25 protein-coding genes are annotated in these 24,617 nt (G+C 69.2%); 8 read left to right on the top strand and 17 right to left on the bottom strand.

The window, feature by feature from the left end; translation table 11 throughout:
- Positions 1–12 precede the first annotated feature (12 nt).
- A complete protein-coding gene (locus HB662_RS24590) occupies positions 13–735 on the bottom strand; it encodes a winged helix-turn-helix transcriptional regulator (protein ID WP_245185871.1) in 723 nt (240 codons plus the stop codon).
- A 97-nt stretch (positions 736–832) separates the two neighbouring features.
- Here HB662_RS24590 and HB662_RS24585 point away from each other — a divergent pair, with 97 nt between their 5' ends.
- Positions 833–2,008 (top strand): acyl-CoA dehydrogenase family protein, encoded by a 1,176-nt coding sequence (locus HB662_RS24585; RefSeq protein WP_168053836.1) that lies wholly within the window; start codon positions 833–835, stop codon positions 2,006–2,008.
- A 70-nt stretch (positions 2,009–2,078) separates the two neighbouring features.
- Here the strand turns inward: HB662_RS24585 and HB662_RS24580 are convergent, their stop codons facing one another.
- The 3 genes from HB662_RS24580 to HB662_RS24570 all read right to left on the bottom strand — a co-directional run bounded on the left by HB662_RS24580 (position 2,079) and on the right by HB662_RS24570 (position 4,060).
- Positions 2,079–2,576, bottom strand: coding sequence for a cupin domain-containing protein (locus HB662_RS24580; protein WP_168053834.1), 498 nt, complete (start codon positions 2,574–2,576; stop codon positions 2,079–2,081).
- Between the two features lie 11 nt (positions 2,577–2,587).
- Positions 2,588–3,580 (bottom strand): Bug family tripartite tricarboxylate transporter substrate binding protein, encoded by a 993-nt coding sequence (locus HB662_RS24575; RefSeq protein WP_168053832.1) that lies wholly within the window; start codon positions 3,578–3,580, stop codon positions 2,588–2,590.
- Between the two features lie 93 nt (positions 3,581–3,673).
- Complete coding sequence (locus tag HB662_RS24570) at positions 3,674–4,060, bottom strand: hypothetical protein (protein WP_168053830.1); 387 nt, start codon at positions 4,058–4,060, stop codon at positions 3,674–3,676.
- A 419-nt stretch (positions 4,061–4,479) separates the two neighbouring features.
- On the opposite strand from HB662_RS24570, the gene HB662_RS24565 reads away from it, so the two are divergent.
- The 5 genes from HB662_RS24565 (at position 4,480) to HB662_RS24545 (ending at position 8,752) form a co-directional block, all read left to right on the top strand.
- The gene (locus HB662_RS24565) at positions 4,480–6,339 is read left to right on the top strand and encodes a ribonucleoside-diphosphate reductase subunit alpha (protein ID WP_168053828.1); all 1,860 of its coding nucleotides are present in this window, start codon (positions 4,480–4,482) and stop codon (positions 6,337–6,339) included.
- Positions 6,330–6,539 (top strand): hypothetical protein, encoded by a 210-nt coding sequence (locus HB662_RS24560; RefSeq protein ID WP_168053826.1) that lies wholly within the window; start codon positions 6,330–6,332, stop codon positions 6,537–6,539. Before HB662_RS24565 ends, HB662_RS24560 begins: the two co-directional genes overlap by 10 nt.
- A 23-nt stretch (positions 6,540–6,562) precedes the next feature.
- Complete coding sequence (locus HB662_RS24555) at positions 6,563–7,618, top strand: ribonucleotide-diphosphate reductase subunit beta (protein ID WP_168053824.1); 1,056 nt, start codon at positions 6,563–6,565, stop codon at positions 7,616–7,618.
- Positions 7,619–7,711: 93 nt separating this feature from the next.
- On the top strand, positions 7,712–8,356 hold the full coding sequence (locus HB662_RS24550) for an SCO family protein (protein WP_245185870.1): 645 nt from the start codon (positions 7,712–7,714) through the stop codon (positions 8,354–8,356).
- Between the two features lie 111 nt (positions 8,357–8,467).
- Positions 8,468–8,752 (top strand): hypothetical protein, encoded by a 285-nt coding sequence (locus HB662_RS24545; RefSeq protein ID WP_168053820.1) that lies wholly within the window; start codon positions 8,468–8,470, stop codon positions 8,750–8,752.
- Here the strand turns inward: HB662_RS24545 and HB662_RS24540 are convergent.
- Entirely contained in the window at positions 8,749–9,477 is a 729-nt protein-coding gene (locus tag HB662_RS24540; RefSeq protein WP_168053817.1) for a tRNA1(Val) (adenine(37)-N6)-methyltransferase, read from the bottom strand. The genes HB662_RS24545 and HB662_RS24540 overlap by 4 nt on opposite strands.
- Entirely contained in the window at positions 9,464–9,682 is a 219-nt protein-coding gene (locus HB662_RS24535; protein ID WP_168053815.1) for a putative signal transducing protein, read from the bottom strand. The genes HB662_RS24540 and HB662_RS24535 overlap by 14 nt, the downstream gene beginning before the upstream one ends.
- 242 nt (positions 9,683–9,924) lie before the next feature.
- Here HB662_RS24535 and HB662_RS24530 point away from each other — a divergent pair, with 242 nt between their 5' ends.
- The gene (locus HB662_RS24530) at positions 9,925–10,884 is read left to right on the top strand and encodes a polyprenyl synthetase family protein (RefSeq protein WP_168054042.1); all 960 of its coding nucleotides are present in this window, start codon (positions 9,925–9,927) and stop codon (positions 10,882–10,884) included.
- A 47-nt stretch (positions 10,885–10,931) separates the two neighbouring features.
- Here HB662_RS24530 and HB662_RS24525 read toward each other — a convergent pair whose 3' ends face one another.
- Positions 10,932–12,341 carry an aspartate aminotransferase family protein gene (locus HB662_RS24525; protein WP_168053813.1) on the bottom strand — a complete coding sequence of 470 codons (1,410 nt, stop codon included), beginning with the start codon at positions 12,339–12,341 and terminating at the stop codon, positions 10,932–10,934.
- Between the two features lie 164 nt (positions 12,342–12,505).
- Between HB662_RS24525 and HB662_RS24520 the strand changes: the two genes are divergently transcribed.
- Entirely contained in the window at positions 12,506–14,815 is a 2,310-nt protein-coding gene (locus HB662_RS24520; RefSeq protein ID WP_168053811.1) for a molybdopterin-dependent oxidoreductase, read from the top strand.
- A gap of 103 nt (positions 14,816–14,918) precedes the next feature.
- Here HB662_RS24520 and HB662_RS24515 read toward each other — a convergent pair whose 3' ends face one another.
- The 10 genes from HB662_RS24515 to HB662_RS24470 form a co-directional block, all read right to left on the bottom strand.
- The gene (locus tag HB662_RS24515; protein WP_168053809.1) at positions 14,919–16,976 is read right to left on the bottom strand and encodes a PhoX family protein; all 2,058 of its coding nucleotides are present in this window, start codon (positions 16,974–16,976) and stop codon (positions 14,919–14,921) included.
- Between the two features lie 112 nt (positions 16,977–17,088).
- The gene (locus HB662_RS24510; RefSeq protein WP_168053807.1) at positions 17,089–18,063 is read right to left on the bottom strand and encodes a Bug family tripartite tricarboxylate transporter substrate binding protein; all 975 of its coding nucleotides are present in this window, start codon (positions 18,061–18,063) and stop codon (positions 17,089–17,091) included.
- Between the two features lie 101 nt (positions 18,064–18,164).
- A complete protein-coding gene (locus HB662_RS24505) occupies positions 18,165–19,334 on the bottom strand; it encodes a cobalamin-independent methionine synthase II family protein (protein WP_168053805.1) in 1,170 nt (389 codons plus the stop codon).
- 26 nt (positions 19,335–19,360) lie between these two features.
- Positions 19,361–20,176 carry an ABC transporter permease gene (locus tag HB662_RS24500; RefSeq protein WP_168053803.1) on the bottom strand — a complete coding sequence of 272 codons (816 nt, stop codon included), beginning with the start codon at positions 20,174–20,176 and terminating at the stop codon, positions 19,361–19,363.
- Positions 20,177–20,330: 154 nt separating this feature from the next.
- Positions 20,331–21,263, bottom strand: a complete 933-nt coding sequence (locus tag HB662_RS24495; RefSeq protein WP_168053801.1) for an ABC transporter permease — start codon at positions 21,261–21,263, stop codon at positions 20,331–20,333.
- Positions 21,260–21,634, bottom strand: coding sequence for a VOC family protein (locus tag HB662_RS24490; RefSeq protein WP_168053799.1), 375 nt, complete (start codon positions 21,632–21,634; stop codon positions 21,260–21,262). Before HB662_RS24490 ends, HB662_RS24495 begins: the two co-directional genes overlap by 4 nt.
- On the bottom strand, positions 21,634–23,292 hold the full coding sequence (locus tag HB662_RS24485) for a peptide ABC transporter substrate-binding protein (protein WP_168053797.1): 1,659 nt from the start codon (positions 23,290–23,292) through the stop codon (positions 21,634–21,636). Before HB662_RS24485 ends, HB662_RS24490 begins: the two co-directional genes overlap by 1 nt.
- Positions 23,274–23,540 carry a type II toxin-antitoxin system RelE/ParE family toxin gene (locus HB662_RS24480; protein WP_168053795.1) on the bottom strand — a complete coding sequence of 89 codons (267 nt, stop codon included), beginning with the start codon at positions 23,538–23,540 and terminating at the stop codon, positions 23,274–23,276. Before HB662_RS24480 ends, HB662_RS24485 begins: the two co-directional genes overlap by 19 nt.
- Positions 23,541–23,565: 25 nt before the next feature.
- Positions 23,566–23,823 (bottom strand): hypothetical protein, encoded by a 258-nt coding sequence (locus HB662_RS24475; protein ID WP_168053793.1) that lies wholly within the window; start codon positions 23,821–23,823, stop codon positions 23,566–23,568.
- A gap of 18 nt (positions 23,824–23,841) precedes the next feature.
- On the bottom strand, positions 23,842–24,564 hold the full coding sequence (locus HB662_RS24470) for an orotate phosphoribosyltransferase (RefSeq protein ID WP_168053791.1): 723 nt from the start codon (positions 24,562–24,564) through the stop codon (positions 23,842–23,844).
- Positions 24,565–24,617: the final 53 nt, after the last annotated feature.

Raw genomic sequence — 24,617 nt, 5'->3', positions numbered from 1 at the left:
TCGGCGCGTGGCTCACGCGACGCGCCGGGGCTCGCCCGCGAAGGGGCTAAGGCCCAGCCACTGCTGCATGCTGCGCGCCAGGCCGAGGTCGCCCAGCAGTTCCAGCCGGCCGGCCTCCACCTCCCGCCCGATCGTCGTCAGGCCCATCCAGGCCGCGGTCAGGCTTCGCAGCGATCCCGTCACCAGCAGATCCACCTCGAAGCCCGGATCGAAATTGCAGAGGTCCACCGCGCCGCCGTCGATCACCAGCCACCAACTGCGCCGAGGCTCCGGCAATTCGGGGTACTGAAACTGAACCGTGCAGCGACGCGGCGGCAGCGGCTTCGGGTCGAGGTGGCGGCGCATGTCCCACATCAGCAACGATGGATCGAGATTCTTCAGCGAAAGCTGTGACTCCACCCAGCGCTGGCCCCAGAAGCCCATGCCCATGATGATCGGCCGCAGATCCTCGCCAGCCTCGGAAAGCCGGTACTCCAGCACGCCTTTGTGATTTCGTTCCGTCGCCAGCACGCCGGCCCGCTCCAGCTCCTTCAGCCGCTTGGAGAGCAGCGCGGGGGACATCCGCGGCACGCCCCGGCGCAGGTCGTTGAAGCGCGTCGTGCCGCAGAGGAATTCGCGTAGAATCAAGATGGTCCAGCGGGAACACAGGATCTCGGAGGCCATCGCAACCGGGCAGAACTGCCCGTAGCTTCCCGGATCGACCATCATCGTGTCCTCCAGCGGCAGGCCCATCATAGCCGCTTCGCCACCCCACCCAAGTACAGTTGTTGAACTAGCGGCCGGGCCGCCTGGCGGTGCCCCATGCGGGCACACGCCAAGGAGGGACATGACCATGAGCATCGCCACACTCGATCCCGTGACGCAGGCACCCGATTCCGGCAGCCCGGCCGATAAGGCCAGGCGGCTGGTGCCGCTGCTGGCGGAGGGCGCCGCCGCCGCGGATGAAACCGACCGCTTCGTCGCCGAGAACTACGTCCTGCTGAAGCAGGCTGGGCTGGTCGAGGCCGGCGTGCCGGCCGAACTGGGCGGCGGCGGTGCCGATCCGCGCGCGCTGTCGGAGATGCTGCGCCTGCTGGCGCATGGCTGCAGCGCAACCGCGCTCGCCTTCTCCATGCATACGCATCAGGTGGCGGTCCCGGCCTGGCGCTGGCGGCACCAGAAGCTCGCCGCTGCGGAACCACTGCTCAAGCGGATCGCGGCGGAACGCATCATCCTGCTGTCGAGCGGCGGCTCCGACTGGATCGGCGGCTCCGGCCGGGCGGAGCGGGTGGAGGGCGGCTATCGCATCCATGCCCGCAAGGTCTTCTCCTCCGGCGCGCCGGCGGGCGACCTCATGATGACCGGTGCCGTGCTCGAGGAGGCGGGCGAATCCTTCGTTCTGCATTTCGCCGCCCCCATGCATGTGCCGGAGATCCGCGTGCTGGAGAATTGGCGGGCGCTCGGCATGCGCGGCACCGGCAGCCACGACGTGATCCTGGACGGGCTGTTCGTCCCGGACGCCGCGGTGGCGCTGAAGCGCCGCGCCGGGGAATGGCACCCGTTGTTCCAGATCATCAGCACCATCGCCTTCACGCTGGTCTATGCGGTGTATCTCGGTGTCGCCGAGCACGCCCGCGACCTGGCGCTGGACATCGCCCGCCGGAAGCCGGCGACGGAGGACATGCTGAGCATGGCCGGCCGCATGGACACGGAACTGCGCGCGGCGCGACTGGCGCATGGCTGGATGCTGGAGACTGTGGAGCGCGAGGCGCCGGCGGAGGGCGCGGTGCCCTCCGCCCAGGCGGTCAATGACGTGATGATCGGCCGGACCCTGGTGGCGCAGCATGCGATCCGCACGGTGGAACTGGCGCTGGAACTGGCCGGTGGCGCTGGCTTCCAGCGCAGCAGCGGGCTGGAACGGCTGTTCCGCGACATCCAGGGCGCCCGCTTCCACCCGCTCCAGGCCGGCCCGCAGGCGCGCTACGCCGGGGCCATGGCGCTGGGCCTGCCGGTCGAGCGGATCTTCTAGATCCGCCCTCCGGCCCATTTCATCCGCCTTCCGGCGGAGGGCGCCCGCCTTCCGGCGGGGGGCGCCGCCCTCAGGGCGCCTTGTGGATCGGGTCCACCCAGGCCACCGATTCGGGCTTCTCGACCGGCTCGATGTCGAGGTTCACCACCACCGCCTCATTGTCGGAACGGACGAGAACGCATTCCAGCGTCTCGTCCGTGCTGGCGTTGATCTCCTGGTGGGGCACGTAGGGCGGCACGAAGATGAAATCGCCGGGGCCGGCCTCGGCCACGAATTCCAGCTTCTCCCCCCAGCGCATCCGGGCGCGGCCCTTGATGATGTAGATCACGGATTCCAGCGCGCCGTGGTGATGCGCGCCGGTCTTGGCATTGGCGTGGATATGCACCGTGCCGGCCCAGATCTTCTGCGCGCCGACACGGGCGAAGTTGATCGCGGCGGCGCGGTTCATGCCCGGCGTCTGCGCCGTGTTCACATCCAGGCTGTCGGCCGGGATGACGCGCACGCCGGTGTGCTTCCAGCCGTCATCCGGCGGCGTCTCATGGCTGTGGTCGTGTCCGTCATGCGGCATCTGCGTTCTCCTCAGTCAGCCCGGGCGCCCGAAGCCCGCACCAGCGGCAGCCACAGCTCGATCTCGGATTTCAGGAAATCCTCGAAGCGCTGCGGCGTCCAGCCGCGCATGGCCGGCGTGCCCATCTGGTCGAAGCGCTGGCCGATGGCCGGTTCGGACAGCGCCTGCTCGATCGCCGCCGCCATCCGCTCCACGATCGGGCGCGGGGTGCCGGCGGGAGCGTAGATGCCATACCAGGAATAGGCCTTGTAGTCGCCCAGCCCCACCTCCCGCGCCGTCGGCACATCCGGCACCTGCGGGCTGCGCTCATCCGTCGCGACGAAGATCAGCCGCGCCGTGTCGGCCTGGTGGAAGGGGGCGAGGATCGAGGGGATGTCGCTGGTGAAGGCGATCTCGCCCTGCTGCAGCGCCAGGTAGGTCTGCCCGGGGTTGCGGTAGGGAATGTGTTCCGCCGTCGCGCCGATGCGCGACAGGAAGGCGGAGGAGGCGATGTGGCCGGAGGTGCCCGCCCCGGCGCTGCCATACGAATACTTGCCCGGATTGGCCTTCAGCAGCGCGATGAATTCCTGCGCCGTGCGTACCCCGAGCTTGGACGAGATCGCCATGCCGATCGGGATGAAGACCGTCGGCGCGATGGAGACGAAATCCTTCAGCGGGTCATAGGGCAGCCGGCTGTACAGCCCGATGGCGAGCGCCATGTTGGACACGGTGGCGAGCAGGAAGGTCTCGCCATTCGGCTGTGCCTTGGCCACCACATCGGCGCCCAGCGTGCCGCCGGCGCCGGGCCGGTTCTCGATCACCACCGTCTGGCCGAGGATCTCGCTCAGCTTCGGCGTCAGCACCCGCGTGGTGATATCCGTGCCGCCGCCTGTGCCGAAGGGCACGACGATGCGAATCGGCCGGGTCGGCCAGGCCTGGCTGCTCGCCTGGGCTTGCGCGAGACCGGGCAGGCCTGCGGCGGCGATTGGCAGAGCGAGCGCGCTGCGGCGGGTGAGGGGCGGCATGGGGCAGACTCCTGGCTTGTCCCGCCAATCAAAGCGCGCCCGGCTGCCGCTTGCACCCCCCCCCCTCGCGGCGCCGACCGCCGCCGATCCGCCTCAGCCAGCCGTCGGCGGCGGCTGCACCGGCATGGCGGCGGAATGCGGTTGCAGGGTCAGCGCATCCTGCCCCTGCACGGCGACGCGGCGCTCCGTCTGCAGGCGACCGCCGCCATCCGGCCCGCGGGCCTCGCGGTACAGCCAGCCGCTGATCTGGCCGTCGGTGGCGATTCGCCGTGCCAGCCGGTCGAGGTCCGGGCCCGGGCCGAGGGTGGCCAGTTCGGCCGGGCTCAGCCCCAGCACCAGGTCGCCCCGGATCGTCACCACGCGGAACAGCCGCATATTGGCCGGGGCTGTGGCGGGGGCAGGCTGGGCGGCGATGAGCGGGGAAGGGCCGAACCGCATGCGCTGGAACAGGCCGGCGGTGACGCGCTGCGTGGGAAACATGAGCCGGTCCTCCTGCGTTAAGTGCAAGTCTGGGCGGCGGATGTTGCGCCGAAGTGTCGCGCCCTGTTTCGCGCGTTTCGCCGGTTGCTGGTCGCCCTGGCGGGGTGGGAGGCGTGGTGGTCCCTGTGGATCATGAGGATATCGGGGAAGACGGGGATTTCGTGGCTCTCCGCAGGGGCGAGCGGCGCGAGCAGGCGGGACGCGTACCGCTTTTCCGCGCTAAGGTATGAACGAAACGGAAACGCCGGTTGTCGACCGGAGCGGCCGCAAAAATGCAACCTTCGATGTGTCGCGCACCCGTGGTAGTGACCGGGGTGTGGCAACACTACATCTTGTTGGTGTAGGGGGAGCGGGGGCATCCTGCGCGGCGTTGGGGGAGTCGCTCCACGCTATGGGCGCCAGTTGAGGGGGTTTGGTCGGTGTTTGATGCAGTTCAGCTTGAAGGCCACGGCCAGGTTCAGATCGATCGGTCCCGCGACGCGCTGCTGACCGATTTCGGCAAGGCGACGCTGGACGATCGCTACCTGCTGCCCGGCGAATCCTACCAGGACCTGTTTGCCCGCGTTGCCTCGGCCTATGGCGACGACGCGGCCCATGCGCAGCGGATCTATGACTACATTTCCCGGCTCTGGTTCATGCCGGCCACGCCTGTGCTGTCGAACGGGGGTACGACTCGCGGGCTGCCGATCTCCTGCTTCCTGAACGAGGCCTCCGACAGCCTCGATGGCATCGTCGGGCTGTGGAACGAGAATGTCTGGTTGGCGGCGAAAGGCGGGGGAATCGGGTCCTACTGGGGCAATCTGCGCGGGATCGGCGAAAAGGTCGGCCGCAACGGCAAGACCTCCGGCGTCATCCCCTTCATCCGGGTGATGGACAGCCTGACGCTGGCGATCAGCCAGGGCAGCCTGCGGCGCGGCTCGGCCGCCTGCTACCTGCCGGTGAACCATCCGGAGATCGAGGAATTTCTGGAGATGCGCCGGCCGACGGGTGGTGACCCGAACCGCAAGGCGCTGAACCTGCACCACGGCGTGCTGCTGTCGGATGCCTTCATGCGCGCGGTCGAGGCGGATGAGGAATGGGCGCTGGTCTCGCCCAAGGACGGCGCGCTGATGCGGAAGGTCTCCGCGCGCTCCATCTGGATCCGCATCCTGACGGCGCGGATCGAGACCGGCGAGCCGTACATCATCTACTCCGACCACGTGAACCGCGCCCGGCCGGAGCACCACAAGCTGTCCGGCCTGGAGGTGAAGACCTCCAACCTGTGCAGCGAGATCACCCTGCCCACCGGCATCGACCAGCACGGCATGGAGCGGACGGCGGTGTGCTGCCTGTCCTCGCTGAACTGCGAGACCTGGTTCGAGTGGAAGGATCATCCGCGGTTCATCCCGGATGTCATGCGCTTCCTGGACAACGTGCTGCAGTCCTTCATCGACACCGCGCCCGATTCGATGGCCCGCGCGCGCTATTCCGCGATGCGGGAGCGGTCGGTCGGCCTGGGCGTGATGGGCTTCCACTCCTTCCTGCAGGCCCTGAACGTGCCCTTCGAGAGCGCCATCGCGAAGGTCTGGAACAAGCGGATGTTCAAGCACATCCGCGGACAGGCGGACCTCGCCAGCCGGATGCTGGCGGAGGAGCGCGGGCCCTGCCCGGATGCCGCGGAATACGGCTTCATGGAGCGGTTTTCCAACAAGATGGCGATCGCGCCGACCGCCTCCATCTCCATCATCTGCGGCGGCGCCTCGCCGGGCATCGAGCCGATCGCGGCGAATGTCTACAACCACAAGACCCTGTCCGGGTCCTACATCGTCCGCAACATCCACCTGAAGAAGGTGCTGGCGAAGCATGGCCGGGACGATGACGACACCTGGACCAGCATCACCGTCACCAAGGGCAGCGTGCAGCACCTCGATTTCCTGACGGACCAGGAACGCGCCACCTTCAAGACGGCGTTCGAGCTGGATCAGCGCTGGGTGATCGAACATGCGGCGGACCGCACGCCCTTCATCTGCCAGTCGCAGTCGGTGAACGTCTTCCTGCCGGCGGACGTCCACAAGCGTGACCTTCACCAGATCCACATGACCGCGTGGAAGAAGGGTCTGAAGTCGCTTTATTATTGCCGCAGCCTGTCCATCCAGCGCGCCGACACCATCTCCGCCAAGGTCGTCGGCCAGTCCGACGTTATGACCCTGCACAAGGACGAGGTCGTCCGGAAGCTGGTCGCGGCCGCGCCACCCTCCGAGAACGCCAATGACTACGAGGAATGCCTCGCGTGCCAGTGAGAAGCCCTCATGCCCCTGATCCCGTCTACGTCGCCGCGCTGAAGGCGGCGCTGGAGCGGGATCTGGACCGGATGCTGGAATGGCGCGGCCCGGTGACGGAAGTCCGTCGCCTGGTGGCGGAGCTCGACCAGCTTGACGCCCAGTTCCAGCCCGCCAGCACCCGCGCCGCCGGCCCGGCGCACGACCAGATGGCCAGTTGAACAACTTTCCGGCGAGACACTTCATGCCCGATGACGCGATGCCCCGCGATGAGCTTCCGATGCGCTTCGACCTGCTGACGGCGAACCCGGTCTACAAGCCGTTCCGCTACCCCTGGGCCTATGAGGCCTGGCTGCAGCAGCAGCGCATCCACTGGCTGCCGGAGGAAGTGCCGCTGGCGGATGACGTGAAGGACTGGCAGAAGTCGCTGACGCCGGGCGAGAAGAACCTGCTGACGCAGATCTTCCGATTCTTCACCCAGGCCGATGTCGAAGTGAACAACTGCTACATGAAGCAGTATTCGCAGGTGTTCAAGCCGACCGAAGTGCTGATGATGATGTCGGCCTTCTCGAACACCGAGACGATCCACATCGCCGCCTACTCCCATCTTCTCGACACCATCGGGATGCCGGAGACCGAATACACGGCCTTCCTCAAATACAAGGAGATGAAGGACAAGTACGACTACATGCAGAACTTCTCGGTCGACAACAAGACCGAGATCGCGAAGACGCTTGCCGCCTTCGGTGCCTTCACCGAGGGGCTTCAGCTTTTCGCCTCCTTCGCCATCCTCATGAACTTCCCCCGCTTCAACAAGATGAAGGGGATGGGGCAGATCGTCTCGTGGTCCGTTCGCGACGAGACCCTGCATTGTCTCTCGGTCATCCGCCTGTTCCGCACCTTCGTGCAGGAGAACCCGGAGATCTGGACCGAGGAGCTGAAGCGCGACCTTTACATGATTTGCTCGACCATCGTGGAGCATGAGGACGCCTTCATCGACCTGGCCTTCGAGCTGGGCGGCGTGGAGGGCCTCGATGCGGCGCAGACCAAGCAGTACATCCGCTACATCGCGGATCGCCGCCTGCAGCAGCTCGGCCTCGAATGCCTCTACAACATCGAGAAGAATCCGTTGCCCTGGCTGGACGAGATGCTGAACGCCATTGAGCACACGAACTTCTTCGAGAACCGGGCCACCGAATATTCCCGCGCCAGCACCGCTGGATCCTGGGAAGAAGCCTTCGGCGACGCGACCTTCACTTCGGCGCAACCGGAAGGCGAGATCGCGCTTCCCGCGCGGTGATACGCTGCGGCGGCGCGCCGTCCGCCATGGACGTCGCGCCGCGCGCCGCCTATCTCACTCCGCATGCTGATAGCGATTCGCGTCTTTGCCCTGATGCTCATCCTGCTTCTGGGCGGGATCTGGACAGCCGCCTGGCTCGGCCGCGCGCCGGGTGAGGGCGTGGCGGATGCCTTCCTGCGCCGGATCGGCAGCTTCGTCGGGGCCGACATGCCGGCGCCTTCCGCCGGCGGCGTGCAACTGCCGCAGGGCCTGGCGCTGGGCGGGCCGTTCAGCCTGGTGGACCAGACCGGCCGCGCGGTGACGGAGGCGGATTTCGCCGGCCGCACCCTGCTGGTCTATTTCGGCTTCACCTATTGCCCGGATGTCTGCCCGACCGAACTCGGCACCATCGCCGCCGCGATCGACGAGCTGGGTGAGCAGGGGGCGCAGGTGACCCCGGTGCTCATCACCATCGACCCGGAGCGCGATACGCCGGAGGCGCTGGCCGACTACGTCTCCCGCTTCCATCCGCGGATGGTCGGGCTGACCGGCACGGCGGAGCAGATTGCCGCCGCCGCCCGCGCCTACCGGGTCTTCTACGCCAAGGTGGAGCGTCCGGAGATGTCGGCCTATCTGATGGATCACTCCTCCTTCATCTATCTGGTAGGTCCGGATGGGAAGGTGCGAACCCTGTTTCGTCCGGAATCGACACCGGAGGCGATTGCCCAATCCGTTCGGGCACATTTGCGCGGCACCTGAGCTTCTTCTTGGGCGCTTCGTGAAGCGAAGGGTTCCGGGCCGCCTTAACACTGGCTATTGTCCCGTCCATGGCACCGGACCCCGGAGCCGAACTTTGGAGCCGCATTCTGCATGTCCGACGAGGAACGGGATCTGTCCGGCCGCGATGCGGGTCGTGCGCCGTCAAATCCGCCGCGCCACACGAGGCGGCTTTCCGACAAGATCCTGATCGCCTTCCATCACGCCTGCGACCAGGGTGACTTCGAAGTTGCGGAGGAATTGCTTCGGATCCTGGAGATGATGCTCACGCGCCGCCCTGTGGCGCCGGATGTGAACCGCCGCAAGAACATGGAAAGCCTGGTCGCGGCGCATGAGCGCCTGTGGCTGCTGCGCCACCCCGACTCGAACGAGACCTAGAGGGGCAGCGCCGCCCCACCCCGCAGCACGGGTTCCGCCGCCGCATCCGGCCCGTGCAGCACCAGCCCTGGCAGCAGCCGGGCCGGTCCACGCCCGCCGCGCCGGCCGGATAGCAGCACCCGCTTCGCCGCTTCCCCCTGCCGCGGCCAGAGCGGCAGCAAGGCCAGGCTGCCGCAGCCGGCGCCTTGCAGCGCCACCACCCCGTCATCGAACCGCGCCGCCGGCAGCACCATGGTGAGGCTGCCGCGATGCGCCAGCCCATGTGCCAGGAAGCCGGCCCATGCGGCCAGGTCCACCGCTTCGGCATGGGTGGCGCCGGCACGCAGCGCCCCGGGCGGCGGCGTGCCGGCGGGCCAATAGGGCGGGTTGGCACAGGCATGGTGCAGCCGGGGCAGGGTGCGGCGCAGTGCCGGGTCCGCCACATCCCCCTCCAGCACCGTCACCTGGGCGGCCCAGCCATTGCGCGCCGCATTGTCCCGCGCCAGGGCGGCAAGCCCCGCATCGCGCTCCACCGCCAGGATGGTCAGGCCCGGCACCCGCGCCAGCAGGCAGAGGAACACGGCGCCGCTGCCGCAACCGGCCTCCAGCACCGTTTCGCCCGGCTGGGCCGGAATGGCGGCGGCCAGCAGCACGGCGTCATGCCCGGCGCGGAGGCCCTGGCGCGGCTGGTGCAGCCGCACCCTTCCATCCAGCAGCCGGTCCTCGGTGAGGTCAGCGCAGGCCATCCGTCTCCCCCGCCTCGGCCAGCACCCGCCGGGCGTGGGTTTCCTCCTCCTCCGGCACCGCCAGGCGGCGGGGAAAGATGCCGATGCCGCCCTCGATGGCGCTGACATGGCCATCCATCACCAGCGGCGCGCAGCCGGCATCGCGTAGCAGCGCCAGCAGGAAGGACAGGCGGATCGGGTCCGTGGTGGCCAGCAGCACCCGCATCACGCGACCCCCCAGATGGTGAAAAGCGAAGCCTGGCCTTGCCGGATCGTGGTGCGGCAGCACCTGCTCCCCATGCGTTCCGGCCGCCAGCTTGCCCCCCGGGGGGGCGGTGGCTAAGTTGCGCGACCCTTCATCGAGGTCAATACCGCGTGGATCTGCCCGTCGCGCCAAGCGCCCCCGTCGCGCCCAGCGCCGAAGAAGCTCCGGAGGCCCATCGCGGCGAGGATGCCCTCGCCACGCTGATGGCGCTGGTGCAGCGCGACCTGGAAGCCTGCAACCGGCTGATCGTCGAGCGCATGCAGAGCCCGGTGGCGCTGATCCCGCAGCTTGCCGCCCATATCGTGGCGGCAGGCGGCAAGCGGCTCCGCCCGCTGCTGACGCTGGCCGCCGCGAAGCTGGCCGGCTACCGGGACGGCCAGCGCCATGTGGCGCTCGCCGCCTGCGTCGAGTTCATCCACACCGCGACGCTGCTGCATGACGACGTGGTGGATGAAAGCGCGCTGCGCCGTGGCCAGGCCAGCGCCAACGCGCTGTTCGGCAACAAGCCATCCGTCCTGGTCGGAGACTTCCTGTTCGCCCGCGCCTTCCAGGTGATGGTCGAGGACGGCTCGCTGGAGGTGCTGCGCATCCTGGCCGAAGCCTCCGCCACCATCGCCGAGGGCGAGGTGCTGCAGCTCATCACGCAGAACGACACGGCGACGACCGAGGCGCAGTACCTCGCGGTGATCGAGGGCAAGACCGCCGCGCTGTTCGCCGCCGCCACGGAAGTCGGCGCCATCGTCGCGGAATGCGGCGCGGCGCGGCAGGCGGCGCTGCGCGCCTACGGCCACAACCTCGGCATCGCCTTCCAGCTAATCGACGATGCGCTGGACTACAGCGCGGCGCAGGAAGCGCTCGGCAAGACGGTCGGTGACGATTTCCGCGAGGGCAAGATCACGCTGCCCGTGCTGCTCGCCTTCCAGCGCGGCGATTCTGCGGAGCGCGAATTCTGGCGGCGGACGCTGGAGGAACGCGACCAGGCGGAGGACGACCTGCCGCACGCCATCGCCCTGATGCAGAAGCACGCCGCCTTCGCCGATACCGTCGGCCGCGCGCGGCATTACGGCCAGGCGGCGCTGGATGCGCTGGAGATCTTCCAGGATGGCCTGGAACGCCAGGCACTCGCAGGCATCGTCGAGTTCTGCATCAGCCGGGCACGCTGAAAAAGCCCTCTCCCCCGTACGGGGGGAGAGGGCTTTTTCCCAGCCTGTCAGACCACCGTCAGGCTTTCGCGGCGCAGCTGCACCGTCACCGCATCCAGCGCGCGCGCCGTGCGGTCCACCATCTGGTCGATCTCGTCCGTCGTCATGATCAGCGGCGGGGAGAAGGCGATGGTGTCGTTCGCCAGGCCGCGCAGGATCACGCCCTCGGCCTCGCCGGCCTTGGCGAGCCGCGGGCCGACCTTGGCGGAGGCTTCGAAGTTCTTGTGGTTGGCCTTGTCCGCCACCAGCTCGATCGCCCCCACCATGCCGATGCCGCGCACTTCGCCGACCAGCGGATGGCCTTCGAAACGCTCCCGCAGCAGCTTCTGCATGTAGCCGCCGGCGGTCTTCACATGCTCGACGATGTTCAGCTCGTCGTAGATCTTCAGCGTCTCCAGCGCGACGGCGGCGGCGACGGGGTGGCCGGAATAGGTGAAGCCATGGCCCCAGGTGCCGATGGTGGCGGAGCCATCCGCCAGGCCCTGGAAGATCTTGTCGTTGATGATGATGGCCGAGATCGGCAGGAAGGACGCCGACAGCGCCTTGGCGCAGGTGATGATGTCCGGCGTGATGTCGTAGGTCTGGCAGCCCCAGTAGTTGCCGGTCCGGCCGAAGCCGCAGATCACCTCATCAGCCACGAACAGCACGTCGTACTTGCGCAGCACGGCCTGGATCTTCTCGAAGTAGGTCGCGGGCGGCAGCATCACGCCGCCGGCGCCCATCACGGGTTCCGCGAAGAAGGCGGCGACCGTCTCCGGCCCCTCGCGCAGGATCGTCTCCTCCAGCTCGGTGGCCAGGCGGGTGGCGAAATCCTCCTCCGTCTCGCCGGGCTTGGCGCCGTGGTAGTGGTGCGGCGTCGAGACATGGATGAAGCGGTCGGAGACCGGCAGGTCGAACATCTTGTGGTTGGCCGGCAGGCCGGTCAGCGACCCGCTGGCGATGGTGATGCCGTGATAGGCCTTCAGCCGGCTGATGACCTTCTTCTTCTCCGGCCGACCGATGGCGTTGTTGTAGTACCAGACCATCTTGATGGCCGTGTCGTTCGCCTCGGAGCCGCTATTGGCATAGAACACCTTGCTCATCGGGCAGGGCGCGCGCTCGATCAGCATCTCCGACAGGTCGATCAGCGGCTCATGCGATTTGGCGCCGAAGGCGTGGTAGAAGGGCAGCTTCAGCATCTGCTTGTGCGCCGCATCGGCCAGTCGCTTGCTGTCGAAGCCGAGCGCGGCGCACCACAGGCCGGCCACCGCCTCGATATATTCCTTGCCCTGGTCGTCCCAGACCCGGACGCCCTCGCCACGCGCGATCACCAGCGGGCCGTTCACCGCATGGGCGCGGTGGTCCGTGTAGGGGTGGAGCACATTCGCGATGTCGCGGGCGGCGTTCGAGTTGCGGGCCGCATTGGCGGGGGGCGTCATGGCGCTCGGTATTCCTTGAGCAGGATGTGGTCGTCGGGGCCGAAGCCTAGACCCTTTTCGGCGGAGTGGAAGCGGCAGGATGGGCATGGCCCGGGCCTTGCGCCATTGAAGGTTGCCGCAAGCGCCGGTGGGCGGCAGATTGCCCTTATTGGGGACTTCGACACATGACCGAGATCAAGCCGCATTCTGCCCATTGGGGCGCCTTCGAGGCCGTGGTGGAGGCGGGCCGGCTGGTCGAGGCGCGACCCTTCAGGCGGGACCCGTTCCCGGGCTCGCTGCTCGCCTCGATGCCCGATGCCGTGCATGGCGCCGCGCGCATCGACCGGCCCTATATCCGGGCCGGCTGGCTGCGCGGCGAACGGCGTGGCGCGTCCCGCGGTGGCGACAATTTCGTGCCGGTGAGCTGGGACGAGGCGATCCGCCGCGTGGCCGAGGAAGCCGCCCGGGTCCGCGCGGAACATGGCGCGCCGTCCATCCTCGGCGGGTCTTATGGCTGGTCCTCGGCCGGGCGCTACCACCATGCGCGGACGCAGCTGCACCGCTACCTCGGCATGGCCGGGGGCTTCACCAGCCAGGTGACGAACTATTCCTACGGCGCCGGCATGACGCTGATGCCGCATATCCTCGGCACCAACGAGGTGATCCAGGGCCGCGTCACCGATTGGGGCAGCATCGCGCGCAACACGAAGCTGATGCTGTGCCTGGGCGGGCTGCCGCGGAAGAACGGGCTGGTGACGGCGGGCGGCGGCGGCGCACATGAATACCTGCCGCTGATGCGCCAGGCGGCCGAGGCCGGCGTGCGCTTCGTCAACATCTCCCCCTTCCGTGGCGATACGGAGGACTTCCTCAATGCCGAATGGGTGCCGATCCGGCCGAACACCGATGCGGCGCTGATCTTCGCCATGGCGCATGTGGTGCTGGAGGCCGGGCTGCAGGACAGCGCCTTCCTCGACCGCTGCACGGTGGGCTTCGACCGCTTCCGCGACTACGTCCTTGGCGCCACCGATGGCACGCCGAAGACGCCCGAATGGGCGTCCGCCATCACCGAGGTTCCGGTCGAGACCATCCGCCGCCTGGCGCTGGAGGCCGCGGGCGCGCCCACCATGTGCACCGCCACCTGGTCCATCCAGCGCGCCGAGCATGGCGAGCAGCCCTGGTGGGCGCTGGTCGCCTTCGCCGCCATGCTGGGCGGCATCGGCAAGCCGGGGCGGGGGATCGCCTTCGGCTATGGCAGCATCAATGGCATGGGCACGCCGCGCGTGGACCTGCCCAGCGTCTCCGGCCCCTCCGTCCGCAACCCCTGCGGCGCCTATATCCCCGTGGCGCGGGTGACGGAGCTGCTGGAACGGCCGGGTGAGATCCTGCAATACAACGGCCGCGACCTGCTGCTGCCCGATATCCGGATGATCTGGTGGGCCGGCGGCAATCCCTTCCACCACCACCAGGACCTCGGAAGGCTGCTGCGCGGCTGGAACCGGGCGGATACGGTGGTGGTGCAGGAACCCTGGTGGACCGCCGTCGCGCGGCACGCCGATATCGTGCTGCCGGCGACGACGACGCTGGAGCGCAACGACATCGGCAGTTCCTCCCGCGACCGCTTCGTCACCGCCATGCACCAGGCGATCGCGCCGGTCGGGCTGGCGCGCAACGATGTGGACATCCTGGCCGACCTGGCGGACGCCGCTGGCTTCCGCGCAGCCTTCACCGAACAGCGGGACGAAAGCGCCTGGCTGCAGCACATGTATGGCCGCTGGCGCCAGGCCTGCGCCCGGCAGGGAGTGGAGGTGCCGGATTTCGAGACCTTCTGGGCCGCCGGCCATGTCGAGATCCCGCCGCCGGAGCAGGACTACGTCCAGTTCGCCGATTTCGCCGCGGATCCGGAGGCGAACCCGCTGGATACCCCCACCGGCAAGGTCGAGATCTTCTCCGAGACCATCGCCGGCTTCGGCTATGCCGAAACGCCGGGCCATGCCGTGTGGCATGAGCCGACCGAGTATCTCGGCAGCCCCATGGCGCAGAAATACCCGCTGCACATGCTGTCCTTCCAGCCCTCCACCCGGCTGCACGGGCAGCTCGACAGTGGGCGGGTCGCGGCGGCGGACAAGATCCAGGGGCGGGAGAAGCTGCGCATGAACCCTGCCGATGCGGCGGCGCGCGGCCTCACGGATGGCCAGGTGATCCGCGTGTTCAACGATCGCGGCGCGGTGGCGGCGGGGCTGGTAGTGACGCCGGATATCCGCCCCGGCGTGGTGGCGATGGCCACCGGCGCCTGGTGGAACCCTGCGCGCCCCGGCGCCACGGACAGCGCCTGCGTCCATGGCAATCCGAATGTCCTGACCCAGGATATCGGCACGTCCCGCCTTGGCCAGGGCTCGGCCGCGCAATCCTGCCTGGTGCAGATCGAGGCCTGGCAGGGCGAACTGCCGCCCGTGACGGTGCACACCCCGCCGCCTGGCGCCTGCGCCGTTCCGTAACCGGCTGCGAAAAAGCCCTCTCCCCCCGCAGGGGGGAGAGGGTTGGGTGTGGGGGGGTGCGAAGGACACCCGTTGTCCAGGTGCCTCCGCCTTGGTGGCGGCTTCAGGTGCCGATGATGCCGCCGTCGTTCTTCGTGATCACCAGCGTGGCCGAAAGCGGCACGCCGCTGCCATTCGGGAAGCTGGTATTGGGCTTGCCCGCCGCCCAATCCGCGGGGCTGGTGGTGGCGCCCGGATGCTGGACGTTCACGAACATCGTGCGCCGGTCCGGCGTGGTGACCACGCCGGTGATCTCCTGGCCGTTCGGGCCGGTCAGGAAGCGCCGCATCTCGCCGGTGATCGGGTTGGCGCAGAGCATCTGGTTGTTGCCGAAGGGGGCGAGGTCGCCCTTGAGCTGTTCGCTCTCGCCGATATCGGTCTGGATCCACAGGCGGCTATCCGCGTCGAACCACAGGCCATCCGGGCAGGCCAGCATGTTGTCGGCGTTCACCGAGGCATTGCCGGCGATGCGGCTGCTGTCCTCGGGGCCGGCGATCAGGAACAGGTCCCAGGCGAAGCGGGTGGCGGCGTGGTCGTCATTCGCCTCGCGCCAGCGGATGATCTGGCCGAACTGGTTGCGGGCGCGCGGGTTGGCCGGGTCCACCTGCGCCTCGGTGCGGCGGGTGTTGTTGGTCAGGGTGAAGTACACCCGCCCGTCGCGCGGATCGACGGCGCCCCATTCCGGCCGGTCCATCTTGGTGGCGCCGACCGCATCGGCGGCCAGGCGGGTGTTCACCAGAACCTCCCCCTGGTCGGCGAAGCCATTGGCCGCGGTCAGCGGGCCCTGGCCATGCACCAGCGGCAGCCACTCGCCGCTGCCATCCGCGTTGAACTTCGCGGCGTACAGCGTGCCCTCATCCAGCAGCGCGCCGTTGGCCGTGGCACGGTTGAAGGGGCGGGCGGAGACGAATTTGTAGATGTATTCGAAGCGCGAATCGTCGCCCGAATAGGCGACCACCGGCTGGCCCTCGCGGGCCGGGGCGAAGACGATGCCCTCATGCGCGAAGCGGCCGAGCGCGGTGCGCTTCGCCGGCATGGCGCCCGGGTTGAAGGGATCGATCTCGACGATCCAGCCGAAGGCATTCACCTCGTTGCGGTAGTCCTGCGTGGCATCGGCGCCGGTCGAGGAGACGTTGAAGCGGATGAACTCATCCGCGCCATTCGCCGCCTGGTCCCAGTTGTAGCGGCCCTGGCCGGTCGGCACGCCGTAGCGGGCCTGTTCGCGCGGCAGGTTCGGCTTCTGGTCCTGCTGGTCGAGGTTGCGGAAGTAGCCCGCCCAGTTCTCCTCGCAGGTCAGGTAGGTGTTCCAGGGCGTGTAGCCATGCGCGCAGTTGTTGAGTGTGCCGCGCACGCGGGTGCCGTCCGGGCTGTACTTGGTGCGGACCAGCGCATGGCCGCGCACAGGGCCGGCGATCTCCGTCGGCGTGGCGGCGGTGATGCGGCGGCTGCGCGGGTCGGCCACCACCGCCCATTTGCCATCCGCCTGGCGGGCGACGCGCACGATGGAGACGCCATGGGCGTTGATCTCCTTCTGCACCTCCTCCGCCTCACGACGGTCATCCGTCACCGGCATGCGGCCGCTGCCGATGGACATGCCTTTCGCGCGGGCATGCATCGTGCGCGGCTCGATGTATTCGTGGTTCAGCACGAGCAGGCCATCGGTGCTGCTGCCCTGCTCTGGGTGGCGGCCCTCGATCGGGAAGAAGTGCATGCCGTCATGGTGCGCGCCGATCGCCATGCCCTGTTCGGCGGCGGTCATCTCGGCGGGGGTCTTGCCGGCGGGCTGGCCGCTCAGCGGCGTGCCCTGCGGGATCATCACCTGGACCGAATAGCCCTCCGGCACCACCACGGTGTCGTTGGCGCTGATCGGCACGGGCTTGAAGCCGATGACCGGACCCTGGCTCGCGGCCTGGGCGCCACCCTGGCTGCTACCTTGGGCAGCAGCCGGGCGGCCGGCGCCGATGAAGCCGCTGATGGCGGCACCGAGGCCACCCACCAGCATGCCACGACGGCCCAGCCGGGCCTCGGCGATGTCGGTGAAGCGCGGGTTGGCGGAGGTGTTGGAGGGCACCTCGTCACCCGCCTCGAGATCATAGTCCACGTGGCGGAGATCGTCCGGCATGTTGCTGTCCTGGCGAGTTGCTTGGTGACCAAGCTTAGACTCGCCAAGGCAACAGGCATTCGTCAGTTGAATGACGGATCGATGACGCCGGACGCCACCGAGGAAACGCCTTTTACTGCACCGTAATTCCCTTCTCCCGCACCACGGCGCTCCACCGCGCCAGGTCGCTTTCCATCACCGCCGCCAGCGCCGCGCCATCGCCCGCCACCGGCGTCGCGCCCTGCTGCACGAAACGATCCCGCACCTCGGGGTTGGCGAGCACCTTGTTCACCTCGCCGCGGATCTGCGCGACCAGCACCGGGTCCATTCCGCGCGGGCCGAGCAGCCCGTACCAGAAGGAATAGGTGAAGTCGTAGCCGAGCTCCTTCGCCGTCGGCACATCCGGCAAGGCGGGAATCCGCCCACCCGTGGTGCCGATGGCGATCGCCCGCGCCCTGCCGTCCCGCACCGCGCCCAGCACGGTGGGCGGCGCCGCGATCAGCAGGCCGACACGCCCGGCCATCAGGTCGAGGAAGGCCGGACCCATGCCGCGATAGGGCACATGGGTCAGCCGGATGTTCGTGATGTCCTGCAGGTATTCCGTATAGAGATGCGGCGAGGAGCCGGAGCCCATGGAGCCGTAGAAATTCGCATCCGCCGGCTGGCCGCGCGCCGCCTCGATATAGTCGCGCAGCGTGCGGGCGGGGGCATTGCCGGGCACCACGAAGACGGTCGGGTAGTCCACCATCAGCGAGATCGGCGTGAAGTCCGTCCGCACGTCGAAGCCGAGATTCGGATACAGCGGCGGCGCGGTGGCCAGCGAATTGTCGGTCAGCAGCAGCGTCGTGCCGTCATTGGCCGAGCGCACCACATTGGTCCAGCCGATGATGCCGCCGCCGCCGGAGCGGTTGTCCACCACGAAATTCCCGCCGGTCTGCTCGCCCAGCCTTTGCGCCAGCAGCCGCGCGACGAAGTCGCTGGTGCCGCCGGGCGGGTAGGTGATGAGGATGCGGACCTGCCGGTTGCCCGGCCAGGCGGCCGGTTGGGCGAAGGCGGGTGCGGCGGCCAGCAGCGCGGCTGCGGCACCCAACAGGAATCGGCGGAGCATGGCGTTTCTCTCCTTCATTGGCTTGGCCGGCACAGGCTCGGCCGGTTTCGGCCTTGGTTTTGGTAGGGGCTTCGGGCGGCGGATGGTGCAGAGCCAGCACATCAGGGGCGCAGCCTTTCGGTGGCCAGGCGCGCGCCATCGGCCATGCTGCGGAGCTTCGCCCAGACGACGTCGGAGGAAACCCGGCCGCGGCCGGCGGCGGTATCGAAGCCGCAATCGGTGCCGGCGAGCAGGCGCTTCGGGTCGCCGAGGCTCTCCGCGATCCGCTGCAGCCGTTCGGCCACCACCTCCGGGTGCTCGACAAAATTGGTCAGCGTGTCGATCACGCCGGCGACCAGGATCTGGTCCTCCGCCAAGGGGTGCTTGCGGAACAGCCGGTGCTCATGCGCGTGGCGCGGATTGGCGAAGGGCAGCACGAAGCCGCCCACCCGGGCCTGCAGGATGGTGGGCAGGATATCGGCCAGCGGCACGTCGGCATCATGCGGGCCCTCGTAATTGCCCCAGCAGACATGCAGGCGGATGCGGTCTTTCGGCAGATCCTCGATCGCGCGGTTGATGGCGGTGACCACGCGCTCGCAGAAGCCGATGAAATCCGACAGCGGCCGGTCCTGGTAGGAGGCGTGGCGTTCCAGCGCGAGGTCCGGGCAATCCAGCTGCAGCAGGAAGCCGGCGTCGAGGATCGCCCGGTATTCCTGGCGCAGCGCCGTGGCCAGCGCCGCCAGATAGGCTTCCTCGGTATCGTAGTGCTGGTTCTGCACCACGGCGGCGACGATGCCGGGGGAGGGGGCGGCGAGGAAGGCCTCCCGATACTGTCCCTTGGCGGGCGCCAAAGCGCGAGCGAATTCGGCACATTCGGCGCCCATCGCCGCGTCGCCGATGTAGCGCACATCATCCACCGCGGCGGGCAGGTTCGCCGTCATGCTCGCCGTCTCCTTGCCCGCATTGGCGGCCTGGAGGTCGGCCTTGAATTCCGGATAGGCGTCGATGTCCTGCCAGCCGCCGCGCAGGCTTTCGCCGCCCAGCCCGGTTAGCCGGTCGCGCAGATACAGCACGAAGGATTCGCGGCCCTGCTCGCCATTGTTGGGGATGTCGATGCCGGCGGCGATCTGCTTCGGCACGATGGCGGCCACCGCCGCCTGCGCCGCGGCCTCCAGCTCCGCCGCATCCACCTGCTCGCCGCGGGCACGGCGGGCGTGCAGGCGGGTGAGGGCGCGCGGGCGCGGCAGGCTGCCGGTATGGGTGGTCAGGATACGGTCCGCACCGATGGCCATGGCTTTTCCCTCGATTTGCGAAAACCTTACCGCCGCAGCCCGTCCGCCACCAGCGTGCAGCCTGCCACCGCGGCAAGGATGGCAAGCCCCGGCCAGACCGCGACCCAGGGCGCGCTGAACACCAGATCCTGCGCATTCGCCAGCATATTGCCCCAGCTCGCCGCCGGGGGCGCGATGCCGAGGCCCAGGAAGCTCAGCGTGCTTTCGGCCAGGATGGCGCCCGCCACGGTCAGCGCGGCGGCGATGGCAATCGGCCCGGCGATATTGGGCAGCACGTGGCGGGCGAGCACGCGGCCCTCCCCGGCGCCGAGCGCGCGGGCCGCCCGCACATAATCCCGCGCGAGCACGGAGAGTGCCGCCGCGCGCGCCAGCCGCGCCACGCCGACCCAGCCGAAGACGGACAGGATGGCGACGATCCGGACAATGTCGGAGGCGGCTTCCCCGCGCGGCAGGCCGATCCGCCCGGTATCGGCGGCCGCCAGCACCACCAGCACCGGCAGGGCCGGCAGCGCGAGCAGCCCATCCGCCAGCCGCATCAGCACCGCATCCACAACGCCACCGCGCCAGGCCGCCAGCAGCCCGATGCTGGTGCCGAGCAGGGTCGCCGCGAGCGCCGTCGCCACGCCCACGGCCAGCGAAACCCGCGCGCCTTCCAGCAGCCGCAGCAGCACGTCGCGCCCGAGATCATCCGTGCCGAGCGGATTGGTGGCGGAGGCGGGGGCGAAGCGGTTGAACAGGTCCGGCGCGAAGGGATCGAGCCCGAGCCAGCCCGCCACCCATGGCGCGGCCAGCCCGCCCGCCGCCAGAAGGCCGAGCAGGAGAATGCCCAGTCGGAGCCTCATGGGCGCTCCCTCCCCCGCTTGCGGGGGGTTGCGGCACTGCCGCGACGCCTAAGGCTGGTCGGGGTGGGGGGGGCGCGACGAATCGGTACGCGCGCGCCGACCCCCCACCCCGACCCTCCCCCCTTTGAGGGGGGAGGGAGCAGCGCGACGCCCCTCATGCCAGGCGCGGGTCCAGCGCCCTTTGCCCGAGATCCGCCGCCAGCGTCGCCAGCATGGTCACCAGCGCCACCAGCAGCAGCGCCACCAGTGCCAGGTTCGTGTCGTTGCCCATCACAGCATCGTAGATCAGCTTGCCCATGCCCGGCCGCGCGAACAGCGTCTCCGTGATCAGCGCGCCGCCCACCAGGCTGCCGGCATCCAGCGCCGCCACCTGCAGCACCGGGACGGCGGCATTCGGCGCGGCGTGGCGCAGCAGCAGGCGCATCTCGCCGACGCCACGGGCGCGGGCGGCGGTGATCCATGGCGCGCGCAGCACCTGCGTCAGCTCCGCCGCGCTGTGCCGCGCATAGGCCGCGAGGTTCGCCATCGCCAGCGTCGCCACCGGCAGCACCAGGAAGCGCAGCGCCTCCCACCCGCCTGCTTCCGCCGACCCACCGGCCGGCAGCCAGCCCAGCGTCACGGCGAAGACGATGATCAGCAGGATGCCGAGCCAGAAGCTGGGCGCCGACTGTCCCAGAATCGCGATGGCATCGGCAAAGGGCGCCAAACGCGGCCGCATCGCAGCCAGCGCGCCGAGCGAAAGCCCGATCAGCGCCGAGACCGCCACCGCCGCCCCCAGCAGCACCAGAGTGGAGCCCAGCGCCGGCCCGATGATCTGCGCCACCGGCTGCGCAAACAGCCGCGAATAACCGAACTCACCCCGCAGCAGCGCGGCGGCCCAAGCCAGGTAGCGCGTGAGAAGCGGCTGATCCAAGCCGTGCAGCGCGCGCAGCCGCGCCGCATCCTCCGCCGTCAGCCGCGGGTCGCCGGCGATCGCCAGGTCGATCGGGTCGCCCGGCATCAGGCCGATCAGCAGGAACATCGCCAGCGACAGCAGCGCCAGCGTCACCGCGATCTGCAGCAGGCGGCCCGCCAGCAGGCGAATCATGCCTCGGCCTGGTGGCAGACGGCCTCGATGCGGTTGCCGGCGGGGTCGCGCAGGAAGGCGGCGTAGTAGTCTGGGTGGTAGTGCGGCCGCAGCCCTGGCGCGCCGTCATCCTGCCCGCCCGCGGCCAGCCCGGCCGCATGGAAGGCGCGCACCGCGGCGCGGTCGGGCGCGCGAAAAGCCCAGTGGCAGCCGGGGCCTGCGGGGGCGGTGCCGGCGCGGATGGTCAGGTAGCCGGCCGCATCGCGCGCGCCGTAGCCGATCGCGCTGTCTTCCCGCCAGACGCAGGGCACTCCCAGCGCCTGCATCACCGCATCATAGAAGGGCGCGGCGCGGTCCAGCGCCCCGATGGCGATGGAGACGTGGTCCAGCATCAGCGCGCCACCCGCCACTGCTCCACCCAGTTCGAGGACGCGTTGAGGTGCCCGGTCGGCCGCACCCCCTCCAGCCACAGCGGCCAGACATGCGCGTCGGATCGGAACCAGAGCGGGATCGCCGGCAGCTCCTCCGCATAGATCGCCTGCAGCCGGTGCCACAGCGCGCGGCGGCGCTCGCGGTCCAGCTCGATGGGCAGGGCCTCCAGCAGCGCATCCATCTCCGTATTGCGGAAGCCGGTGTAGTTCTGGCCGGACCAGTTGCGCTCGGCAGTGGGGATCTCGGCGGAATGCAGCGTGGTGCGCGGCACATTCTCCGGGCTGCTGATCCAGGCGAACAGCGCCGCGCCGGTGAAGCGGCGGCGGGAGACGGTCTCGCCGAAGAAGACACGCGGCGGCTCGTTGCGGATGCGCGCCTCGATGCCGGCCTGGCGCCACATGCCCTGGATCACCTGCTGCACCTGCTCGCGGGACCGGTTGCCGGCGGTGGTCATCAGCTCCAGCGTCAGGCGATCGCCCGCGGCGTTGCGGCGGATGCCGTCCGGGCCGGGGGTCCAGCCGGCCTCCGCCAGCAGGGCTGCCGCGCGGGCCGGGTCGAAGGGCCATTGGCGGACGGCATCGTCATGCATGCCGTCCAGCGGGTTGACGGTGGTATGGGCGACGGGCTGGCGGTTCTCATAGAGGCGCGCGACGATCTGGGCGCGGTCGGTGGCCAGGATCAGCGCCTGGCGCACGCGGCGGTCGGCCAGCACCGGGTTGTCCAGCATCAGGTCCAGATGCTCGTAGATCAGGCCCGGCTTGTATTCGAAGCGGAAGCGGCCGCGCGCGCGACGCTCCAGCGCCGAGACCTGTTCCAGCGGCAGGCCCAGCTCCCCCGCCACCATGTCGAGCTGCCCGGCCAGCAGCTGTGCCTCCAGCGCCGCAGTGTTCTCGATGGTGCGGATCTGGATGCGCCGGAAGGCGGGGGTGGGGCCCGACCAATGCGCGTTGCGCTCCAGCGTCACGCCGGTGCCGGGGGTGGTGGCGGTGACGCGGTACGGGCCGTTCCAGAGGGCGGGGTTGGTGGGCTCCGTCTCATAGGCGCTGCGGGTGCGGTAGCTGCGGGGCTCGGCTTCCCAGCGGGCGCGCTCGACATGAGCAGGCAGCGGCACCCAGTCGCCGGAGGCGCCGTATTCGAAGGTCACCTGGTCGAAGCGCAGCGTGATGCGGCGTGGCCCCTCGACGATCGCCTCATAGGCGCGGCGGTAGAATTCGCTGCCGCCGAAGCCGGTGGAGAAGTCCCGCCCGGCCTGCCAGGCGAATAGCAGGTCTTCCGCCGTGACGGGCGTTCCATCGCCCCAGGCCCAGCCCTCGCGCAGCTCCCAGGTGACCCGGATGCCGGCTTTGCCGTCCGGCGTCTGTTCCAGAACGGCCAGCCCGTTCTCCAGCGTCGGCACGGTGACGCAGCCGAGGCAGGTCAGGTTCCAATCCGCGTCCCGCGCCGTCAGCGGGCGGCGGGTGAAGCCGGCGATGTAGGATTTCGCCGCCATGGATTCGATGTTGGGGTGGAAGGTCGCAGGATATTGCGTGATGCCGATGGTCAGGCTTTCGCGCACCGGCTGCGCCAGGGCAGGGGCGGCGAGGGCGAGGAGAGCGAGGGTCAGCCAGCGGACGGCCATTGGCGGGCTCCATGCCAGACGGCGGGAATCGCGATGCGGTCGAGGTGGGCACGGTAGATCAGACTGTAGGGCGTTGGCGGCAGCGCCATGATGCGGCGCGTTCCGACATGCGAACGACCGGCCTGGGGAAAACGCGCGAGAAGCTCCGCCCTGCGCATCGGGGCTGCGACCAGCGCATCGGCCGCAGCAGGATTGTCCAGCGCAATGATTTCACGCGCCTCCCTCAGGTGGCGCAGGGCCACTGGCATCCAGATAAGCCTCACGAAGCCGGCTTCACCGGCCGGCGTGGCGGGCTCGGATGCCTGCGGCCCAGGCGTGCATCTCCTGCATCACCTCGTCATGCGGCACGCCGAGGCCGGCTTCCAGTTCCACCTCGGCCTGCGCCAACTCTGCCTCGAGTGCTGCCTGATCGGCGACCCGGTCGCGTATGGCGGCGGCGGCCAGCGTTTCCGGCGTGGATTGCAGCGCCCTGGCAGCCGCCTGGAGCGCCGCCGCCACCTCCTCCGGCAAATCCACGCTGATCCGCACCATCTGCTCGCCGCCTCCGTCCTACTCGCTGCCGTCCTTCGGCTTCGCCTCGGCCAGCGACCCGATGCCGCCATGCGCGCCGGACCAGCTCACCGGATCCTCCAGGAACTTGCGCACTTCCTTCAGCGCGGCTTCCGAGAAGTAGGGGCGTTCGCGGCAGACTTCCAGCACGTCCCACCAGGTGCAGAGGTGGTGCAGGTTCAGGCCCATGGCCTTCATCTGCTCGAAGCTGCCGGGGAAGACGCCGTAGTAGAAGACCACGAAGGTGTGGTCGCAGATGGTGCCGGCCTCGCGCAGCGCATTGGCGAAGCGGATCTTGCTGGCGCCGTCGGTGGTCAGGTCCTCCACCAGCAGGGTGCGCTGGCCGACCGGCACCTCGCCCTCGATCTGCGCATTGCGGCCGAAACCCTTGGGCTTCTTCCGCACATAGGCCATTGGCGCCATCATGCGGTCGGCGATCCAGGCGCCGAAGGGGATGCCGGCGGTTTCGCCGCCCACCACCACGTCGATGCTCTCATAGCCGATATGCCGGCCGATCTTCTGCACCGCCAGGTCGCAGATGCGGTTGCGGGCGCGGGGGAAGGAGATGATCTTGCGGCAGTCGATATAGACCGGGCTCTTCCAGCCCGAGGTGAAGGTATAGGGCTCCTCCGGCCGGAAATTCACCGCCTTGATCTCCAGCAGGATCCGCGCGGTGGTGAGAGCGGCGTCGCGGTCCCAGTCGGAGGCGTGCGGGATGGCCATTGTTTCAGAGTCCTCTGCGCGGGCGATCGCCCGTTGGTAGCCCTGCGGCGCGG

It is taken from the genome of Falsiroseomonas frigidaquae, from assembly GCF_012163145.1.
In the GTDB taxonomy this organism is placed as follows: domain Bacteria; phylum Pseudomonadota; class Alphaproteobacteria; order Acetobacterales; family Acetobacteraceae; genus Falsiroseomonas; species Falsiroseomonas frigidaquae.
Note: the sequence above shows the minus strand (reverse complement) of the source record. Positions and strands in the feature narration are given on the sequence as shown.

What these genes read in the sequence shown, in the direction of transcription:
- HB662_RS24590 (WP_245185871.1), bottom strand. Translation starts at nt 735, where the DNA reads ATGATGGGCCTGCCGCTGGAGGACACGATGATGGTCGATCCGGGAAGC.
- HB662_RS24585 (WP_168053836.1), top strand. Translation starts at nt 833, where the DNA reads ATGAGCATCGCCACACTCGATCCCGTGACGCAGGCACCCGATTCCGGC.
- HB662_RS24580 (WP_168053834.1), bottom strand. Translation starts at nt 2,576, where the DNA reads ATGCCGCATGACGGACACGACCACAGCCATGAGACGCCGCCGGATGAC.
- HB662_RS24575 (WP_168053832.1), bottom strand. Translation starts at nt 3,580, where the DNA reads ATGCCGCCCCTCACCCGCCGCAGCGCGCTCGCTCTGCCAATCGCCGCC.
- HB662_RS24570 (WP_168053830.1), bottom strand. Translation starts at nt 4,060, where the DNA reads ATGTTTCCCACGCAGCGCGTCACCGCCGGCCTGTTCCAGCGCATGCGG.
- HB662_RS24555 (WP_168053824.1), top strand. Translation starts at nt 6,563, where the DNA reads ATGCCCGATGACGCGATGCCCCGCGATGAGCTTCCGATGCGCTTCGAC.
- HB662_RS24550 (WP_245185870.1), top strand. Translation starts at nt 7,712, where the DNA reads ATGCTCATCCTGCTTCTGGGCGGGATCTGGACAGCCGCCTGGCTCGGC.
- HB662_RS24545 (WP_168053820.1), top strand. Translation starts at nt 8,468, where the DNA reads ATGTCCGACGAGGAACGGGATCTGTCCGGCCGCGATGCGGGTCGTGCG.
- HB662_RS24540 (WP_168053817.1), bottom strand. Translation starts at nt 9,477, where the DNA reads ATGGCCTGCGCTGACCTCACCGAGGACCGGCTGCTGGATGGAAGGGTG.
- HB662_RS24535 (WP_168053815.1), bottom strand. Translation starts at nt 9,682, where the DNA reads ATGCGGGTGCTGCTGGCCACCACGGACCCGATCCGCCTGTCCTTCCTG.
- HB662_RS24530 (WP_168054042.1), top strand. Translation starts at nt 9,925, where the DNA reads ATGGCGCTGGTGCAGCGCGACCTGGAAGCCTGCAACCGGCTGATCGTC.
- HB662_RS24525 (WP_168053813.1), bottom strand. Translation starts at nt 12,341, where the DNA reads ATGACGCCCCCCGCCAATGCGGCCCGCAACTCGAACGCCGCCCGCGAC.
- HB662_RS24520 (WP_168053811.1), top strand. Translation starts at nt 12,506, where the DNA reads ATGACCGAGATCAAGCCGCATTCTGCCCATTGGGGCGCCTTCGAGGCC.
- HB662_RS24515 (WP_168053809.1), bottom strand. Translation starts at nt 16,976, where the DNA reads ATGCCGGACGATCTCCGCCACGTGGACTATGATCTCGAGGCGGGTGAC.
- HB662_RS24510 (WP_168053807.1), bottom strand. Translation starts at nt 18,063, where the DNA reads ATGCTCCGCCGATTCCTGTTGGGTGCCGCAGCCGCGCTGCTGGCCGCC.
- HB662_RS24505 (WP_168053805.1), bottom strand. Translation starts at nt 19,334, where the DNA reads ATGGCCATCGGTGCGGACCGTATCCTGACCACCCATACCGGCAGCCTG.
- HB662_RS24500 (WP_168053803.1), bottom strand. Translation starts at nt 20,176, where the DNA reads ATGAGGCTCCGACTGGGCATTCTCCTGCTCGGCCTTCTGGCGGCGGGC.
- HB662_RS24495 (WP_168053801.1), bottom strand. Translation starts at nt 21,263, where the DNA reads ATGATTCGCCTGCTGGCGGGCCGCCTGCTGCAGATCGCGGTGACGCTG.
- HB662_RS24490 (WP_168053799.1), bottom strand. Translation starts at nt 21,634, where the DNA reads ATGCTGGACCACGTCTCCATCGCCATCGGGGCGCTGGACCGCGCCGCG.
- HB662_RS24485 (WP_168053797.1), bottom strand. Translation starts at nt 23,292, where the DNA reads ATGGCCGTCCGCTGGCTGACCCTCGCTCTCCTCGCCCTCGCCGCCCCT.
- HB662_RS24480 (WP_168053795.1), bottom strand. Translation starts at nt 23,540, where the DNA reads ATGCCAGTGGCCCTGCGCCACCTGAGGGAGGCGCGTGAAATCATTGCG.
- HB662_RS24475 (WP_168053793.1), bottom strand. Translation starts at nt 23,823, where the DNA reads ATGGTGCGGATCAGCGTGGATTTGCCGGAGGAGGTGGCGGCGGCGCTC.
- HB662_RS24470 (WP_168053791.1), bottom strand. Translation starts at nt 24,564, where the DNA reads ATGGCCATCCCGCACGCCTCCGACTGGGACCGCGACGCCGCTCTCACC.